Genomic DNA, 15,129 nt, shown 5'->3' on the forward strand with positions numbered 1-15,129 from the left:
ATGTATTTCGCCTGAATGAACGTTCATTCATTATAAAGGGCGAAAATTTTACAGGTAATCGCCAGTATCTTAAATATCTAAATATCCGACGAATGGTAACCCCAGTGCGAACTGGGGTTAGGGGCGTGATTGGGCAAGAACACCTTGTCGCTTGGGCAGCGGCGGTAGTTTTGGCGTAGGCTGCCATTGGCGAAAACTTTGTACAGGCATATCCCGCCATATTTCCGGAGGAAGTTCTGGGACTGTTTGGGCGTTGATTGGGTTTGCAGACAGGTCGGCAGTTAAAGCCTTGTTCAATTCTTCCAATACCGGGATATGTTTCGTTTCGCTTGGGCAAAGGAATATCCCCACGCGTCGAGTTATGCGGCCCAAGGTAATACTGCTGGAGTAACGCACAGTGGGTGCAGCGAGGATCAAACCGAGCAGCACTGGGGTTAGCCACCAGAAAAATACTGGGGCATAAAAATAGGTTACGCCTCCCCAGGCAATAGCGACACAGCCGACAAATGCTGTCCGATACAAGGCCTGTTTCCACGGGATCATTCGCCCCTCGCGTGATTGCGCATCCCAGCGCACTTTGCGGCCGAGGAACACGCAAATCACAAAGTAGGAGTGAAACACCATCATCAGAGGAGCGATCAATATGGCGAATATCACTTCAGCGACCGCGCTAAGAATTAAGCGCAAAGCACCGCCGAATTCGTGCCTGCGATAACACAGTCCTACGATCAGGCTCATCAATTTGGGCAACAAAAGCAGGGCGACCGTCATATACAACATGGAAAAAATCAGGTCGGTCTTGGCGATGGGCCAATCCGGAAACAGCTGATAACCGCTGCTGAAGAAGACATTGCTGGTCGTCGCGCGAACCAGTGCGTCGACTGTGCTGAGTGCCAACATTAACAACCAGACGAGAGTGGAAATATAAGCAACCGCGCCGAAGAGGAAATGTACGCGGCTCAATGTGCGTATGCCCCGGGCATTCAACAGCGCTAAATGTTGGATATTGCCTTGTACCCAGCGGCGATCCCGGGTGGCGTAATCCAGCAAGTTGCTTGGCACTTCTTCATAACTTCCTTCAACATCGGCGAGCAGAAATACATCCCAGCCCGCACGGCGCAACAGAGCAGCTTCAACAAAATCGTGGCTAAGAATTTCACCGCCAAAAGCCCCTTTGCCCGGCAGTGCGGGCAAACCACAGGACTCTAAAAATGCCTCAATACGAATAATGGCGTTATGGCCCCAATAATTGGCGGTGTCGGTCTGCCAGAAAGCGAGGCCGGTCGCCAGCATAGGGCTGTTTAGTGCTGCAGCGAATTGTAAAAAACGCCCGAATAAAGTTGTCTGGCGGACAGGAATTGGAACGGTTTGAATCAGCCCGGCGGTCGGATTTGCTTCCATTGCAGAGACCAGGGTTAACACACATTCACCAGTCATAATGCTGTCTGCATCCAGCACGATCATATGATCATAATGCGCACCCCAGCGCTGGCAAAAATCCGCCAAATTGCCCACTTTGCGGTGCAGATTTTTTTCGCGCCTGCGATAAAACGCGTGTGAAGCCAATGGGCCTAAGCGTGCAATCAATTGTTGCCAGCCGCTGCTTTCGGCTTCGATCAATTTGGGATCTTGGGTGTCACTCAATAAATAAAAATCGAACGAATCCAGATGACCCGTGTGGGCCACCGAGCGCAGATTGGCTTCGAATCCTGCCAATATCCGTTTGGTATCTTCGTTGTAAACCGGCATTACGATCGCCGTACGGCTTTTTAACTCAGTGATGCGCTGTGTCTCTCTAGGCAACTGATGCTTAAGACTGAGTGGATCCAAGCGGAGCAGTTGCAAAACAAATCCAATGGCACCGCTCCAAAACGCAATCACAATCCAGGTGAAGGTAATTGAAAATAAAAATAAAAGGGTGGCTTCCAATGGAGTGGTTCCGTTGGAACTGAAAATGTCGAACATCAACCAGACACCATTTGCAACAGTGCCGACACATAAGAGCAAAAACACGAGTTGGCGCGCCAGCTTGCCGGGTGCCCTCAAGCGACCGCCAGAGGAAATCTCAGCGGATTTCGGATGGAGACCAGACATAATTCCACACCTCACTTAAACGTTGATCGCGTAGAGCCAAAAAGAGACGCATGTCGACCGGAGTTGCATTATTCGGAGTCAGCTTGAAAGAAACGCGCCAAGTATTGCCATCCGGAAGACGAGTAACCAAAACGTCTTCCGCGCTGCCGTTGTTGATCTGCAGATCGGCGTTGATTTCGATGTTGGGCGGCAAATTGTCCAAAGGGCCGCCGTTAAAATCGACCATGAATAGACGCTTGCTACGAGGGGGCGGGCTACTCTGGCCGGGAAGAGCTGCCCATCCGATACGTGTGCGTTCTACATGAGCTTTGTCGTGTTGGGGGAGGCGTTCATTAAACGTTGTGAGTTTGTAGCGGAAGCGCCAATCGGTCCCGGCTTTGACGGGCAGGGCTGGCACCCAGTAACTTACGATGTTGTCGTTGGTTTCACTCTCGGTGGGAATCTCCACCAACTCCAAACGACCCTCACCCCAATCACCGTCGGGTTCAATCCACAAGCTCGGCCGCAGTTCGTATTTCGCCTCGGTGTCGTGGTAACTCAAAAAATCTCTATCTCGTTGCAGCAGACCAAAACCGCGCGGGCTGCGATCCTGCAGCGATGTCACGCGTAATTCATAGGGATTGGAAAGCGGCCGCCAGATCCATTCTCCCGCTCCTGTTTGCATTAAAAGACCGTCGGAGTCGTGAACTTCGGGGCGAAAATCATCGATGAAACGAGTGCGATTTTCGCCGTAAAAAAACATGCTGGTTAAAGGTGCAATACCCAGTTTTTTAATGTCCGCGCGCGGAAATAAACGCGCTTCGACGTTGATGGAAGTCGGTGCTCCTGGAATAAGTTCGAAACTGTAAGCGCCTGCCAGAGAAGGGCTGTCCAGCAAGGCAATGATCCACATGCGCGATGCATCGGCTGCCGGCTTGACCAGCCAGAATTCACGAAAGGAAGGAAATTCTTCGCCCGAAGATTCCGCGGTATTAATGGCAAGTCCGCGCGCGGAAATTCCATATAGCTGTCCCGGTCCAACCAGGCGAAAATAAGATGCGCCTTGAAAGACCAAAAATTCGTCTTTGTATTTCGGCGTATTTAATGGGTAATGAACGCGCAGACCGGCGTAGCCGATTCGACTAATAGCGTCCGGTGGTATTTGCACGGGATCACCGTGGTAAACAAAAAAGTCCGGATCAAATGGAATAGGCGTATTAGTTCCATCCAGTGTGAGCGCGCGAATTGCTACAGGTTCGCGATATAAAAAACCGGGGTAAAAAAACTGAATTTCAAACAGGGTTTCGTTGCGCCACAAAGCTGCATCGGGGTGAAAGTTGATACGCCGATACTGATCGTAATTCAATCCCGCGAGAACAGGCGGCAAATCTTTTTTGGGTGCTTGGTAAGCTTGCGAAGCCAATGTTTTGGCTCTTGTGGCCATTGTTTCGAGCAGGGCTTCTGCCGATAGTGGCGGTTTTTCCTGCGCGATAGGTGGTTGCTCCTGCGTAGGCGATTCTTCCTGTGCAATAACGGCGGTGGAAATTGCCCAACTGCAAAGAAGAGCTGGCAAAAATTGCAAGATCCTTTGAAGCATTAACACTAGACTCCTGCTTTTTTAATAAAACCTTATGAACAAATAAAGATCGTGTGAACATTTTCTGTTCAACCAATGAATGGAGAAAAGCGCGGCTGTCCGAAACATATTGCTGAACCTCACTGAGTGGGATTCATAACAGCACCAAATCTTTTTCTTCAGCTAAACGTCTGTTCATGCATTGGCTTGAATGGCCAAGGCAATTTATTGGCCAACTTTTGTCCATCAGCTAAAACGAACTTCCACTGCGTGAAAGTGTTCGCCGCAGTAATAGAGCGTTGAGTGAAAATCAATCGGTTGTCGGAAAGCCAAACCAAATGGAGAGGCAAGTTTCTCTGGTTACACATCGTTCGATATAGGTTCGATAGTACAGAGAAGGAATGAAATTATGAGCTTTATATAACGGGCGCTGAGTCTAACATGGAAAAACTTGTTGAAAATCCAAAAAGGCAATTTTTTTTACAATTGGTGAAGCAAACAACTTCTGCAAAAGGCTAGGGAACTAAAATCCGCATTGTGGTAAAACTTATCTTCTGTTCGCAGGTCCGATGCCGCTGCGTTTTGCCTTAGAGGTGTTTGCGAGCGCAGGTTAGTTGACCTCGGAGATAATCCTAAAAACTATGAATCAAGGAAACCTTAGCCTTATGAAATCCATTTTTGTCTCCTTCGCTGCCTGTTTGCTGGCGGCTTGTGCACACAGTCCTCAGACTCAACAAGCCCCGGTCAATGGCGTCGACGACGCCAAATTGCGCGAGGTTTTAGCTTCTCAGGATGACAGTCTCAAAGCTCGTTATTCTGCCCGCCACCCATATGAAACCTTGCAGTTTTTCGGTATTGCACCAGGAATGACGGTTGTAGAACTGCTGCCGGGAGACGGCTGGTACTCCAAGATTCTGCTGCCTTATCTGGGAGAAAACGGCAAGCTGATTGGAGTGGACTACCCATCCACCATCTGGGCCAACTTTCCATTTGCTAACGAAGAATTTATCGCCAAGCGCAAACAGTGGCCGGGCGAGTGGACGGCAAGTGCCCAGCAATGGAATTCGGCGGGAGCAGCTGTAGAAGCCTACGCACTTGATCAGGCGCCACAATCATTGAACGGCACCGTTGATATGGTGCTTTTTATCCGTGCGTTGCACGGCATGGCGAGAGTGGAAGCAAAAGGACAATTTTTAACCAGTTCGCTGGCGCGGACATATCAACTTCTCAAGCCAGGCGGCTTGGTAGGGGTTGTTCAGCATGAAGCGCGTGAAGACAAGAGCGATACCTGGGCTGATGGTAATAATGGGTACCTGAAGCGCTCATATGTGAAGAAAGTGTTTGAGGATGCCGGCTTCGAATTTGTTGGCGAGTCGGAAGTAAATCAAAATCCTAAAGATCAACCGACCGATGAAGAAAGTGTTTGGCGCTTGCCACCTTCACTTTCCGCGAGCAATGCAGATCCGAAATTGGCTGAGCACTATAAATCCATCGGTGAAAGTAATCGCATGACATTGCTGTTTCGCAAACCGAATTGATGCGACCTAAATAAAAAATCCCGGCAAATGCCGGGATTTTTTAAGTTTTATTTTTGCGATATCTTTCTCGCCGTATGGCAATAGTGCCAAACAACAGTGAGATCGCAAGAGCGGCGTAAGAGCTGTCAATTTCCGGAACCGAGTGGGGTTTATTGCGTTTGGCTTTTTGTGCCGCTTTTTCCTGAGCTTTTTTCTTTTTGGCTAAAGCTACAGCATCTCTTTGGCTTTGAGTTGTTTTGGTCTCAAGTTCCACCGCTCTGTTCACTTCATGCTTTGCTGGTTCATCTTCGATTTCCGCACTATAACTAGGTGCTGCACAGACAAGTGCCAGCGCGATACCTATTATTGTGATGATTTTTTTCATATATCTCCCTGATGGCTTTGTTACCTGAAAACAAAACGATGCTTAGGCCCGCAATGTTTACGACTTCATAAGCAGAAATATTGCCATTTTGGAAAAAATCTTTGGCGTCAAGGCTTTATAAAATTGTTTGCGAAGAATAAAAGAAAGATGTAAATCAAACCGACGTGGCGAGCAAAAGGAGAGAGTTGAAAGTGGAGGTGAAAATCAGGGGGATCTCCCCCTGATTCGGTATGAAGAGTTTTATCGCTGATTAATTTGTTGTTCCAGCCACGCCGCTGCACCCACAAATGCCGTTTCCGGATGCACAATCAATTTGGCTGGAATGGTTTCAACGTAGTGACTCATAACGCCTTTGTTGGCGAATCGCTCGCTAAACTGGCTGGCCAGTAAAAAGTCGGTAAAGCGCGGCAATATGCCGCCCGCTATGTAAATACCGCCTTTGGCACCGTAGGTGAGGGCGAGGTTGCCTGCGAATGAACCAGCAAAGCTGCAGAAGGTGGAAAGCGTTTCACCAAAAATGCTGCTTGAATTGGCAAGTGCTTTTTCGGTGATGTCAGCAGGGGTTACTTCTTCAGCAGTTGTGCCGCGGACAGCTGCAATCGCTTTGTACAGATTGACCAATCCAGGTCCGGAAATAAACATTTCTGCGGAGACGTGGCCGTGGGAAGCGATTGCGGCCTTGATAACGTCAGCTTCAAATTCTGATGCAGGCGCTATGTTGACGTGGCCACCTTCGCAGGGAACGGGCAGCCAAGCGCCTTTGTGGTTGACCAAACCTGCAACTCCCAATCCGGTACCTGGACCAAATACGGCCTTTGTTGCAGCTGTCTCTTCTACGCCGGGTTTGACGGTGACCAAGTGGTCATCGCTCAATTGACTGCACGCTGCAGCGACGGCAGCAAAGTCATTCATGGCCACAAAGTGTTCGAATCCAAATTCTTTTGCCATGGCAATGCAGGAGAATTCCCAGCTGAGGTTAGTCATGCGAACGGTATCGCTAACGACCGGACCGGCAATCGCCAAACAAGCGGATTTTGGTTTTATACCACCCAGCTTTTCGATATAGGTGTGCAGCGCCGCAGAGCAGGTGGGATATTCGCGGCCTTGCAGTACGTGGATATGCTCGATGATAAAGTTGTTTTGGGTTTTCCCGGTGATCAGGGCGAAGCGCGCGTTGGTTCCACCGATATCAGCGACTATATAGGGATACATCCTGAGGGTTCTCATAAAGGGTTGGAGAAAAGACCGGTCACTCTAGTAAAGCGCCCGATGAGGGTCAAGGCTTGCTCTCTGGTGCGCTTGTGCTTGGTTTAAGGTTGGCGCGAATGGATCGCTGGCGTAGCATGGCGATTTTTGTTCTACAGGGCGAGATCATGGCGCGTCATATCGTAATCGTGGAAGATGAACTGGCCATTGCGCAGAACTATTGTGATGCGCTGCGGCGTCAGGGGTACAAAGTTTCCCATTACCGCAGCCGGGCCGAGGCCATGGAACAATTTGCCGTTCGCTTGCCGGATCTGGCGATCATTGACGTCGGCCTCGGCGACGAACCCGAAGGTGGTTTCGACCTGTGCCGCGATTTGCGCAGCCGCGCGCCGGAACTGCCCATTATTTTCCTCACCGCACGCGATGACGATTTCGACGTGGTGTCAGGCTTGCGTCTCGGCGCCGATGATTACCTGAGCAAGGACATAGGACAGGCACATTTGATGGCGCGCATAACCGCGCTGTTTCGCCGGGTAGATGCTCTGCGCAAACCTGCGACTGTCGAACAGGTTCTCCAGCGCGGTTTACTCACCATCAATATCGAACGTATGGCCGTGCTGTGGCGCGATCAGCCGGTTGATCTGACGGTCACAGAGTTCTGGATCGTTCATTCGCTGGCTTTGCATCCGGGGCACGTAAAAAATCGTCAGCAGTTGATGGACGCAGCCAACGTCGTGCTCGACGACAACACCATTACCTCGCATATCAAACGCATCAGGCGCAAATTCAAAACGCTGGATGACGGCTTTGATCAGATCCAGACCGCCTATGGCATGGGCTATCGCTGGGTGATCTAAATGGCTCTGCGCCGCCAATTATTGCTGGTTGCCTCTCTCACACTGGCTTTGCCTTGGGCGGGATGTGAATACGTTAAGGAAATGGAAGCCAGTTTGCGCCAAGGGCAGGAGGCAGCGCTGACGGCAACGGTTCAGGCGGTGTCAGCCCGCATTCTCACCGATCCCCAGTTAACAGTCGCGCTGGCAAACAGCGTTGAAAGTCTGGCTCAACATGGATCGGACAATGTCATCTACGCCCATTTGCAGCAAAGTCCGGTGGTGCTGGACGGATACGATGATGAGTGGCGCAATTCAGGAATCCCTTGGCAGAGCCTTTCGCCGCAGATCAAAACCGCCTGGGGTGCACGCGATGAGCAACTCTTCGGCTATATCCAGGTTGCGGATTCCGACCGCCAGTTTTTTGATCCCTCACTATCGCACACATCGGCTGATCACGTGGTGATCGGCTTAAGCGGTCAAGACGCATTGCGTTTTTTCTCGGCGGCACCCGGTGTTTTATCGGTGGAACGGCATTTGGGGGAGGGAGTGTGGCAACGGGAACACAGGGCTGTGGGGGTGTGGAATGAGCAGGTGTCGTCTTACGCCATTGAAGTGCGCTTGCCGCTGTCCTGGGCGCAGCAGGGCATCAGTATTGACGCGCACGATGGCGCTTCCGCATCTTCACTTGAGTCTCGTGAACTACATGCACTGGTGCAAAATGAGCGGATTTACGATGAGGCTCTGTCCATCTTTGCACGCCCAGGAATACGGTTGTCATTGGTTGCGGAAGATGGATGGTTGCTAGGCCGTTCAGGCGAAGTGCTGTTTCGCCACCAAATCCAAGAACGAGCAAGCTTTTCCCATTGGCTATTGCGCCGCATCCTGGGCCAACCCGATTTTCCCCGCTTGCCGGATCAGGAAATTAATGGCCGCTTGAATGGCATATCGAGCACAGCGTCCCTGAATGAAACAGCCTGGTATATCTGGTCGGATTCGCTCCTAGGACGGGTTGCCTTGCCGTTGGAGTTGTTGGGAAAACAGGACTCACCCCGACTATGGCTGGTAGCAGAGCAGACTATGGACTCCCTGGAAGCTCTTACCTCTGGCGCTATGGGGCGACTGTTGTGGTATACAACCGTTGCTATGGTCTTGAGCGGCGCGGCGCTTTTGGCTTATGCGAGTGTGTTGTCCTGGCGGATCCGCCGGCTCAGCCGCGCCGCCCAGCAAGCGGTCGACAGTGACGGACGAATTCGCGGCAACCTGCCCAGCGGGCGCAGCTCTGACGAGATAGGCGATTTAGCCAGAAGCTTTGCCGCGCTCCTGCAACGCTTGCGCGAGTACAACGAATATCTGGAAAGCTTGGCCAGCAAACTGTCGCATGAGTTGCGCACGCCCTTGGCCATAGTGCGGAGTTCTCTCGATAACCTCGAGCAAATCAATGACAGCGGAGAGCAGCGGGTTTATATCGAGCGCGCCAGCGAAGGAGCTTCCCGTCTGTCCAAATTGCTCAATGCCATGAGCGCCGCGGCGCGCCTTGAACAAACCCTTCAGCATAGTGAATTTGAAGAAGTGGATCTGGCGGAATTGCTAGAGCATCTCGCCGCCAGCTATAGCAGTGTTTATGCACCCCGCAACATTTCATATGTCGTTGTGGGTGAGAGACCTATGCGCATCCGCGTGGCCCCGGAGTTGATCGCGCAGTTATGCGACAAACTGGTTGAAAACGCGGCGGACTTTACGGGGGATCACGGCCTTATTGAGCTGCACCTGAGCCGCCACGCCAACGAACTATGTTTGCGAGTAATCAACACCGGACCTCCCTTGCCGGAATCACTGCAGGACCGGATTTTCGATTCGCTGACCTCATCCCGGGCCGGAGACGGTCAACATCTGGGATTGGGCCTGCACGTGGTTAAGATGATTGTCCGCTTTCACAAAGGCAAAGTCCGCGCGTTCAATCTTGCAGAAGAGCAGAAGGTGGTATTTGAGGTGGTGTTGCCGTTGGCCTGAGCCAACGGCTGGTAGAGTGGGATCACGAGCTGCCCATTTTCGACTGGAGATAATTTTCCAGAGTAACCTTGTCGATCAAGCTCAACTGGGTTTCCAACCAGTCCACATGCTCTTCCTCGGAGGTGAGGATGCTCTCCAGGATTTCGCGCGAGCCGTAATCTCTGACCGATTCACAATAGGCGATGGCTTCGCGCAGGTCTGGAATCGCTTTTAGTTCAAGCGTCAGGTCGCACTGCAACATTTCTTTGACGTTTTCCCCGATCAACAGCTTGCCGAGGTTTTGCAAGTTGGGGATGCCATCCAAAAACAAAATACGCTCCACCAGCTTGTCGGCGTGCTTCATCTCATCGATGGACTCGTGGTACTCGTGATCTGCCAGCTCTTTGAGTCCCCAGTTTTTGTACATGCGCGCATGCAAAAAATACTGGTTAATGGCAATCAATTCGTTGGCGAGGATTTTGTTGAGGTGTTCTATGACTTTGGCGTCGCCTTTCATAATCGGATCCCCGTGTTTTTGGGCGTAACGGGGAAGTTTGGCGACGAACGCAGATGCTGTCAAACGCTGCTTATAACAGCCTTATTTTGCTGAAGGAGGGAAGGGGATAAGCTTTACAGCTTACGCCATTACCCAAAATACCCCAGCAGATGATGATTCTTGGCAGGAGCGAACAATGTCTTTGGTGAGGCAGGCGCATTTGCCACATTCGGTCATAACGCCTAATTGATCGCGGATTTCACGTACTGAAGCACCATTTTCTGCCGCTGTGCGGATTTGGCTGTCAGTGACCCCTTTACAAAGACATACGTACATAAATAACCACCGTATTTGCAATGAATTAAAGTTAGTGGGAATGAGAATGGTTGTCAATTAGATATTCATATTCTGGAAGTTGGGTCTCACTTGGCTGGTGAGCCATTTCCGTTCATTTTGTGATCAGAGTGGAGGTGAATTTAAAACACCAATGAGGCTGATATAAAAAAACAATCGGAGACTTAGGGCGGGCAGTGTAGTATCCCGTCGTCAATCGACATGCCTTGTTCATGGATATCCCGAAACCATTTCAACGCGAGATTCCGCTGCGCAGGGGTTTCAGGGGTTGAAATAAGAAAAGGCGCCGCAATACTGGTTGTTCATTCACTCCATACCACTAAATCTATTAGGAGATCATTTATGGGCGTTCTAGTTGGCAAACCCGCTCCCGATTTCACCGCTCCGGCTGTTTTGGGCAATGGCGAAATCGTTGACGATTTCAGCTTCAGCAAAGCAACCAAAGGCAAAAAAGCGGTTGTGTTCTTCTACCCACTGGACTTCACCTTCGTGTGCCCATCTGAGCTGCTGGCTTTCGACCACCGCTATGACGAGTTCAAGAAGCGTGGCGTTGAGGTAATCGGTGTTTCTATCGACTCTCACTTCACTCACAACGCGTGGCGCAACACTCCAATCGACCAAGGTGGTATCGGCGCTGTTAAATACCCTCTGGTTGCAGACATCACTCACGCCATCGCCAAGGCTTACGACGTTGAATCTGCTGGCGGCGTAGCTTTCCGCGGTTCATTCCTGATCGACGAAGAAGGTGTAGTTCGTCACCAGGTTGTAAACGATCTGCCTCTCGGCCGTAACGTTGATGAAATGTTGCGTATGGTCGACGCTCTGAAATTCCACCAAGAACACGGCGAAGTTTGCCCAGCTGGTTGGAAAGAAGGCGACAAGGGTATGACTGCATCTCCAGAAGGTGTTGCTGCTTATCTGAAAGAGAACGCTTCCAAACTGTAATCAGCACTTGCGCGCGATTACAAAAAAACGGCCGGTTTTCCGGCCGTTTTTGTTTGGGCTATTTGCGCAGGCAAGTGCCGTTATTGTGTTGTAGATGCAACCTATTGGTTGATGGTGTAAGGTGAGCCGGGTTTCGTTAGTGGACGCCCGCGTACTGCTGTCATCACGCAGGCATCTTCATTTGCACAGGCATCTTCCATTTGCAAAGGTCGCTTCATGTCGCTCCGTTTCTTTCGATTCTGTGTTTCTGTATTTTTCGCGTTATCGGTTTCGTATGCGGTTGCTGCGGTGCCCGAGGTGCCGGTAGGTAGTCTGCCCGCCAAGCGAACAACCGATTTTCCGTGGATGTCGGTCGCTATGTGGGATCGCATGCATGCAGAAGATGTTTTAGTGGCAGAACACGATAATGTTGACGTGTTATTTATTGGCGATTCGATTACTGCAGGTTGGGATCCTGCTCTTTGGCAACAGCATTTTGCGCCTTTGAAGTCCGCCAATTTTGGTATCGGCGGTGATCATACAGGTAACGTGTTATGGCGTTTGCAACATGGGGCGATTGGCAATATCAAACCCAAGCTGATTATTTTGCTGCTCGGGGTCAATAATTTTGGCCATTTAAACGAAACGCCCATTCAGGTGGCGGAAGGAGTGGCGCGCGTTGTTCAGCAATTGCGCCTGGCGTGGCCGGCTTCCAAAATTTTGTTAAATGGTGTGTTTCCCTTTGAAGAATCTGCTGACTCTCCCCGTCGGCAAGAAGTTAAGGAATTAAATCGGCGACTTGCTGCAGTAGCGGATGGGCGGCGGATTATCTTTAAGGATTATGGCGGCCTCTTCTTGCAGCAGGATGGCAGTATTTCGGCCGAGGTTATGGGCGACTATCTCCATCCCACCAAAAAAGGCTATGAAATTTGGGCAAAAGCCATGCTGCCCGATATGCAAGCGCTATTGCAGGAATAACAAGATTCCTGCACTACAGCGTGTCTGACTCTTCTGGCTCACTTGCCTGCGGCAGCGGCCAGCCTCCCATATGTTTCCAGCGGTTGACGATGCGGCAGAAAAGTTCTGCAGTCTTTTGGGCATCGTATGCGGCGCTATGGGCTTCGCGGTTGGAAAATTCGATGTTCGCCAACTGACAGGCACGGGCCAGCACTGTATGTCCGTAAGCAAGCCCTGCCAAAGTGGCAGTGTCGAAACAGGAGAAGGGATGGAAAGGGTTGCGTTTAATATCGCAGCGCTCTGAGGCGGCGTTGACGAAACTGAGATCGAAGTGCGCGTTATGCGCCACCATGATCGCGCGCGTACATTCATACTGTTTCACTTTGCGGCGAATGGCCTGAAAAATATCTGCGAGCGCCAAGCTCTCGGGCACCGCAATGCGACTTTCGCTATTGAGATCAATGCCGGTGAAATCCAGCGCCGACTGTTCGATATTTGCGCCTTCGAACGGATCGAGATGGAACGAATAGGTTGAATCGATTACAAGATCCCCGTTTTCATCCATATCCAGCGTAACGGCGGCAATTTCCAAAAGTGCATCGGTGCGAGGATTGAAGCCGCCTGTTTCCACGTCGATGATGACCGGCATGAATCCACGGAAGCGCTCGCTGAATGGGGTTGGCGCGCCTTTGTCAGGAGTGCCTTTATCAATAAAAGTCACAGCAATCCTTAGTCATCAAACAGTGGGAATTTCCAAGCGCCAGCGCAGAGTGTCGCCTGTGCGCAGTGGAATCAGGGTGTCAGCGCCAAAAGGCAGCGATTCGGGGGCACGCCATTCCTCTTTGCGCAACGTCACTTTGGCTTGGTTGCGCGGCAAGTTGTAATAATCCGGGCCGTAAAAGCTGGCGAAGGCTTCGAGTCGATCCAGTGCTCCAGCCTGTTCAAAAGCTTCTGCGTAGAGTTCCAGTGCGGCATAAGCCGTATAGGACCCAGCACAACCGCAAGCCGCTTCTTTCTTGCTGCGTGCGTGCGGCGCGGAATCCGTGCCGAGGAAAAAGCGCGGGTCACCGCTGATAGCCGCTTCGATCAAAGCTTGCTGGTGCGTGCTGCGCTTGAGGATAGGCAGGCAGTAGAAATGCGGTCTGACGCCTCCCACCAACATATGGTTGCGGTTGAACAGCAGGTGATGGGCCGTGATGGTCGCAGCCAGATTGCTCGCCGTGCTTTTAACAAATTGCGCTGCATCGGCAGTGGTGATGTGTTCTAGCACGATTCTCAGATTGGGCACTCTTTGAATCAGCGGTGCCAGTATGCGCTCGATAAACACTTTTTCGCGATCGAAGATATCGATTTGTGCATCTGTTACTTCACCGTGAACCAGCAGCAAAATCCCGTGCTCGGCCATGGCTTCCAGCGTCGGCAGGATTTTTTCGATGCTGGTGACTCCGGAGTCGGAATTGGTGGTCGCACCAGCCGGGTAGAGCTTGCAGGCCACCACGCCAGCCTGTTTTGCTGCGGCAATATCGGCAGGTGTCGTGCGATCGGTCAGATAGAGCACCATCAATGGCTCAAATGACAAGCCAGCGGGAACATGTTGTTGAATACGCTGCTTATACGCGAGCGCCTGCTCGGCGTTGAGCACGGGAGGAACCAAGTTCGGCATCACAATGGCGCGCTGGAATTGGCGCGCGGCATCTTTCACGGTGTGGGCGAGGGCTTCGCCGTCGCGCAAGTGGATATGCCAGTCGTCAGGAGCGGTAATGGTGAGAGTTTGGGTCATGCAATTCTGTCAGAAGTCGTTGGGCCGGCGCTAAGGCGCTACGGGCCGACATGCTACCGGAAATGACCGCTAAAGCACAGGCGGCTCTAGCCGATAAACAACAAGCGGCACCGGGTCTTCGCCGGTTGCATCTTATTTATTGGCATTTCGGGTTGGCGGGTATCTATGGGCTTTGCCAGAGTCATTGTGTTGTTGAGCTTGTGGAGTTTCAGCAGTTCCGCGACGGTTTACAGCAGCTTTTTGGAAAATGGGTCCTGGACCTCGAACGCCTCGGTGTTCGAGTGCCGCTTAACGCACACTGTGCCATCCTACGGGAATGCGGTATTTCATACTCGCGCCGGGGAGACATCTGAGTTCTATCTCGAAGGCGATACCGGCCGATTGAAAGAAGGGGAGGCGACCTTGCTTGCCCGTTCGCCCATCTGGGCAGAGGTTCGACGGCAGGTTGAGATCGGTCAGATCCCGATGATCCGGGAAAAGCGGGCGGTGCAGTTGCCCTCGGCAACCACTGAGCGAATGCTTTCCGAGTTATACAGCGGTCAGGAATTGGTTATTGCATATGACCCCTGGTATGGCAGTGAAGACCCATTACAGCTGGCAATAACGACTGTTGGTTTCCGCGCGGCCTATGACAGTTATCTCACCTGTCTAGCAGGGCTATTGCCCGTCAACTTCGATCAAATCCGACGCACATCCATCTATTACGCCAGCGGTCAAGTAGAGGAACTTCAGCTGGCGGAGCGGCGCAAACTGGACAATATAGTGGCCTACGTCAAAGCAGACCCGAGTGTGCGCGAGTTTTTTATTGATGGGCACACCGACAGTGTCGGCACTCGCGAGGTTAACTTGGCGGTGGCGCAGAAGCGGGCAGAGCAGGTAACCAATTATCTGATCAAAAAAGGTGTTCCCAAGGAGGCGATCACCAGTCGCTGGCACGGTGAGCGCTATCCGATTGCGTCTAATGAAACACCGGCCGGGCGCGCTAAAAACCGCCGTGTGACGATTCGCTTGGAGAGGGTTACTTTGGAAGATTGAG

The 15,129-nt window shown here is 51.6% G+C and carries 14 protein-coding genes; 6 read left to right on the plus strand and 8 right to left on the minus strand.

Annotated elements, in window-relative coordinates; translation table 11 throughout:
* Positions 1–117: 117 nt before the first annotated feature.
* The gene (gene mdoH, locus DWB84_RS04070) at positions 118–2,094 is read right to left on the minus strand and encodes a glucans biosynthesis glucosyltransferase MdoH (protein WP_187408460.1); all 1,977 of its coding nucleotides are present in this window, start codon (positions 2,092–2,094) and stop codon (positions 118–120) included.
* Entirely contained in the window at positions 2,066–3,670 is a 1,605-nt protein-coding gene (locus DWB84_RS04075) for a glucan biosynthesis protein (RefSeq protein ID WP_187408461.1), read from the minus strand. The genes mdoH and DWB84_RS04075 overlap by 29 nt, the downstream gene beginning before the upstream one ends.
* A 644-nt stretch (positions 3,671–4,314) precedes the next feature.
* Here DWB84_RS04075 and DWB84_RS04080 point away from each other — a divergent pair.
* A complete protein-coding gene (locus DWB84_RS04080) occupies positions 4,315–5,187 on the plus strand; it encodes a class I SAM-dependent methyltransferase (protein WP_187408462.1) in 873 nt (290 codons plus the stop codon).
* Positions 5,188–5,227: 40 nt separating this feature from the next.
* Here DWB84_RS04080 and DWB84_RS04085 read toward each other — a convergent pair whose 3' ends face one another.
* Positions 5,228–5,551 carry a hypothetical protein gene (locus DWB84_RS04085; protein WP_187408463.1) on the minus strand — a complete coding sequence of 108 codons (324 nt, stop codon included), beginning with the start codon at positions 5,549–5,551 and terminating at the stop codon, positions 5,228–5,230.
* Positions 5,552–5,791: 240 nt separating this feature from the next.
* Positions 5,792–6,778 carry a glucokinase gene (gene glk / locus DWB84_RS04090; protein ID WP_255428815.1) on the minus strand — a complete coding sequence of 329 codons (987 nt, stop codon included), beginning with the start codon at positions 6,776–6,778 and terminating at the stop codon, positions 5,792–5,794.
* 146 nt (positions 6,779–6,924) lie between these two features.
* On the opposite strand from glk, the gene pdsR reads away from it, so the two are divergent.
* Positions 6,925–7,614 (plus strand): proteobacterial dedicated sortase system response regulator, encoded by a 690-nt coding sequence (gene pdsR, locus DWB84_RS04095; protein ID WP_187408938.1) that lies wholly within the window; start codon positions 6,925–6,927, stop codon positions 7,612–7,614.
* Positions 7,615–9,603, plus strand: coding sequence for an ATP-binding protein (locus DWB84_RS04100; RefSeq protein ID WP_187408464.1), 1,989 nt, complete (start codon positions 7,615–7,617; stop codon positions 9,601–9,603).
* A 22-nt stretch (positions 9,604–9,625) separates the two neighbouring features.
* Here DWB84_RS04100 and bfr read toward each other — a convergent pair whose 3' ends face one another.
* Both bfr and DWB84_RS04110 read right to left on the minus strand, forming a co-directional pair.
* Entirely contained in the window at positions 9,626–10,099 is a 474-nt protein-coding gene (bfr, locus tag DWB84_RS04105; protein WP_187408465.1) for a bacterioferritin, read from the minus strand.
* Positions 10,100–10,219: 120 nt separating this feature from the next.
* The gene (locus DWB84_RS04110) at positions 10,220–10,414 is read right to left on the minus strand and encodes a (2Fe-2S)-binding protein (RefSeq protein ID WP_187408466.1); all 195 of its coding nucleotides are present in this window, start codon (positions 10,412–10,414) and stop codon (positions 10,220–10,222) included.
* Between the two features lie 360 nt (positions 10,415–10,774).
* On the opposite strand from DWB84_RS04110, the gene DWB84_RS04115 reads away from it, so the two are divergent.
* Positions 10,775–11,377: a peroxiredoxin gene (locus tag DWB84_RS04115; protein ID WP_187408467.1), complete on the plus strand. Its 603-nt coding sequence runs from the start codon at positions 10,775–10,777 to the stop codon at positions 11,375–11,377.
* 216 nt (positions 11,378–11,593) lie between these two features.
* Positions 11,594–12,334, plus strand: a complete 741-nt coding sequence (locus tag DWB84_RS04120) for a GDSL-type esterase/lipase family protein (RefSeq protein ID WP_255428818.1) — start codon at positions 11,594–11,596, stop codon at positions 12,332–12,334.
* Between the two features lie 13 nt (positions 12,335–12,347).
* Here the strand turns inward: DWB84_RS04120 and rnt are convergent, their stop codons facing one another.
* Both rnt and pyrC read right to left on the minus strand, forming a co-directional pair.
* Positions 12,348–13,025 (minus strand): ribonuclease T, encoded by a 678-nt coding sequence (gene rnt, locus DWB84_RS04125; protein WP_370589679.1) that lies wholly within the window; start codon positions 13,023–13,025, stop codon positions 12,348–12,350.
* A 24-nt stretch (positions 13,026–13,049) separates the two neighbouring features.
* A complete protein-coding gene (gene pyrC, locus DWB84_RS04130) occupies positions 13,050–14,093 on the minus strand; it encodes a dihydroorotase (RefSeq protein WP_187408468.1) in 1,044 nt (347 codons plus the stop codon).
* A 165-nt stretch (positions 14,094–14,258) separates the two neighbouring features.
* Here pyrC and DWB84_RS04135 point away from each other — a divergent pair, with 165 nt between their 5' ends.
* A complete protein-coding gene (locus tag DWB84_RS04135; protein WP_187408469.1) occupies positions 14,259–15,128 on the plus strand; it encodes an OmpA family protein in 870 nt (289 codons plus the stop codon).
* The last annotated feature ends 1 nt before the right edge of the window (position 15,129 follow it).

Source organism: Saccharophagus sp. K07, from assembly GCF_014336955.1.
GTDB lineage: Bacteria > Pseudomonadota > Gammaproteobacteria > Pseudomonadales > Cellvibrionaceae > UBA5868.

Bases quoted from the DNA above. Each gene is read 5' to 3' on its own strand.
- mdoH (WP_187408460.1), bottom strand. From the start codon at position 2,094: ATGTCTGGTCTCCATCCGAAATCCGCTGAGATTTCCTCTGGCGGTCGC.
- DWB84_RS04075 (WP_187408461.1), bottom strand. From the start codon at position 3,670: ATGCTTCAAAGGATCTTGCAATTTTTGCCAGCTCTTCTTTGCAGTTGG.
- DWB84_RS04080 (WP_187408462.1), top strand. From the start codon at position 4,315: ATGAAATCCATTTTTGTCTCCTTCGCTGCCTGTTTGCTGGCGGCTTGT.
- DWB84_RS04085 (WP_187408463.1), bottom strand. From the start codon at position 5,551: ATGAAAAAAATCATCACAATAATAGGTATCGCGCTGGCACTTGTCTGT.
- glk (WP_255428815.1), bottom strand. From the start codon at position 6,778: ATGAGAACCCTCAGGATGTATCCCTATATAGTCGCTGATATCGGTGGA.
- pdsR (WP_187408938.1), top strand. From the start codon at position 6,925: ATGGCGCGTCATATCGTAATCGTGGAAGATGAACTGGCCATTGCGCAG.
- DWB84_RS04100 (WP_187408464.1), top strand. From the start codon at position 7,615: ATGGCTCTGCGCCGCCAATTATTGCTGGTTGCCTCTCTCACACTGGCT.
- bfr (WP_187408465.1), bottom strand. From the start codon at position 10,099: ATGAAAGGCGACGCCAAAGTCATAGAACACCTCAACAAAATCCTCGCC.
- DWB84_RS04110 (WP_187408466.1), bottom strand. From the start codon at position 10,414: ATGTACGTATGTCTTTGTAAAGGGGTCACTGACAGCCAAATCCGCACA.
- DWB84_RS04115 (WP_187408467.1), top strand. From the start codon at position 10,775: ATGGGCGTTCTAGTTGGCAAACCCGCTCCCGATTTCACCGCTCCGGCT.
- DWB84_RS04120 (WP_255428818.1), top strand. From the start codon at position 11,594: ATGTCGCTCCGTTTCTTTCGATTCTGTGTTTCTGTATTTTTCGCGTTA.
- pyrC (WP_187408468.1), bottom strand. From the start codon at position 14,093: ATGACCCAAACTCTCACCATTACCGCTCCTGACGACTGGCATATCCAC.
- DWB84_RS04135 (WP_187408469.1), top strand. From the start codon at position 14,259: ATGGGCTTTGCCAGAGTCATTGTGTTGTTGAGCTTGTGGAGTTTCAGC.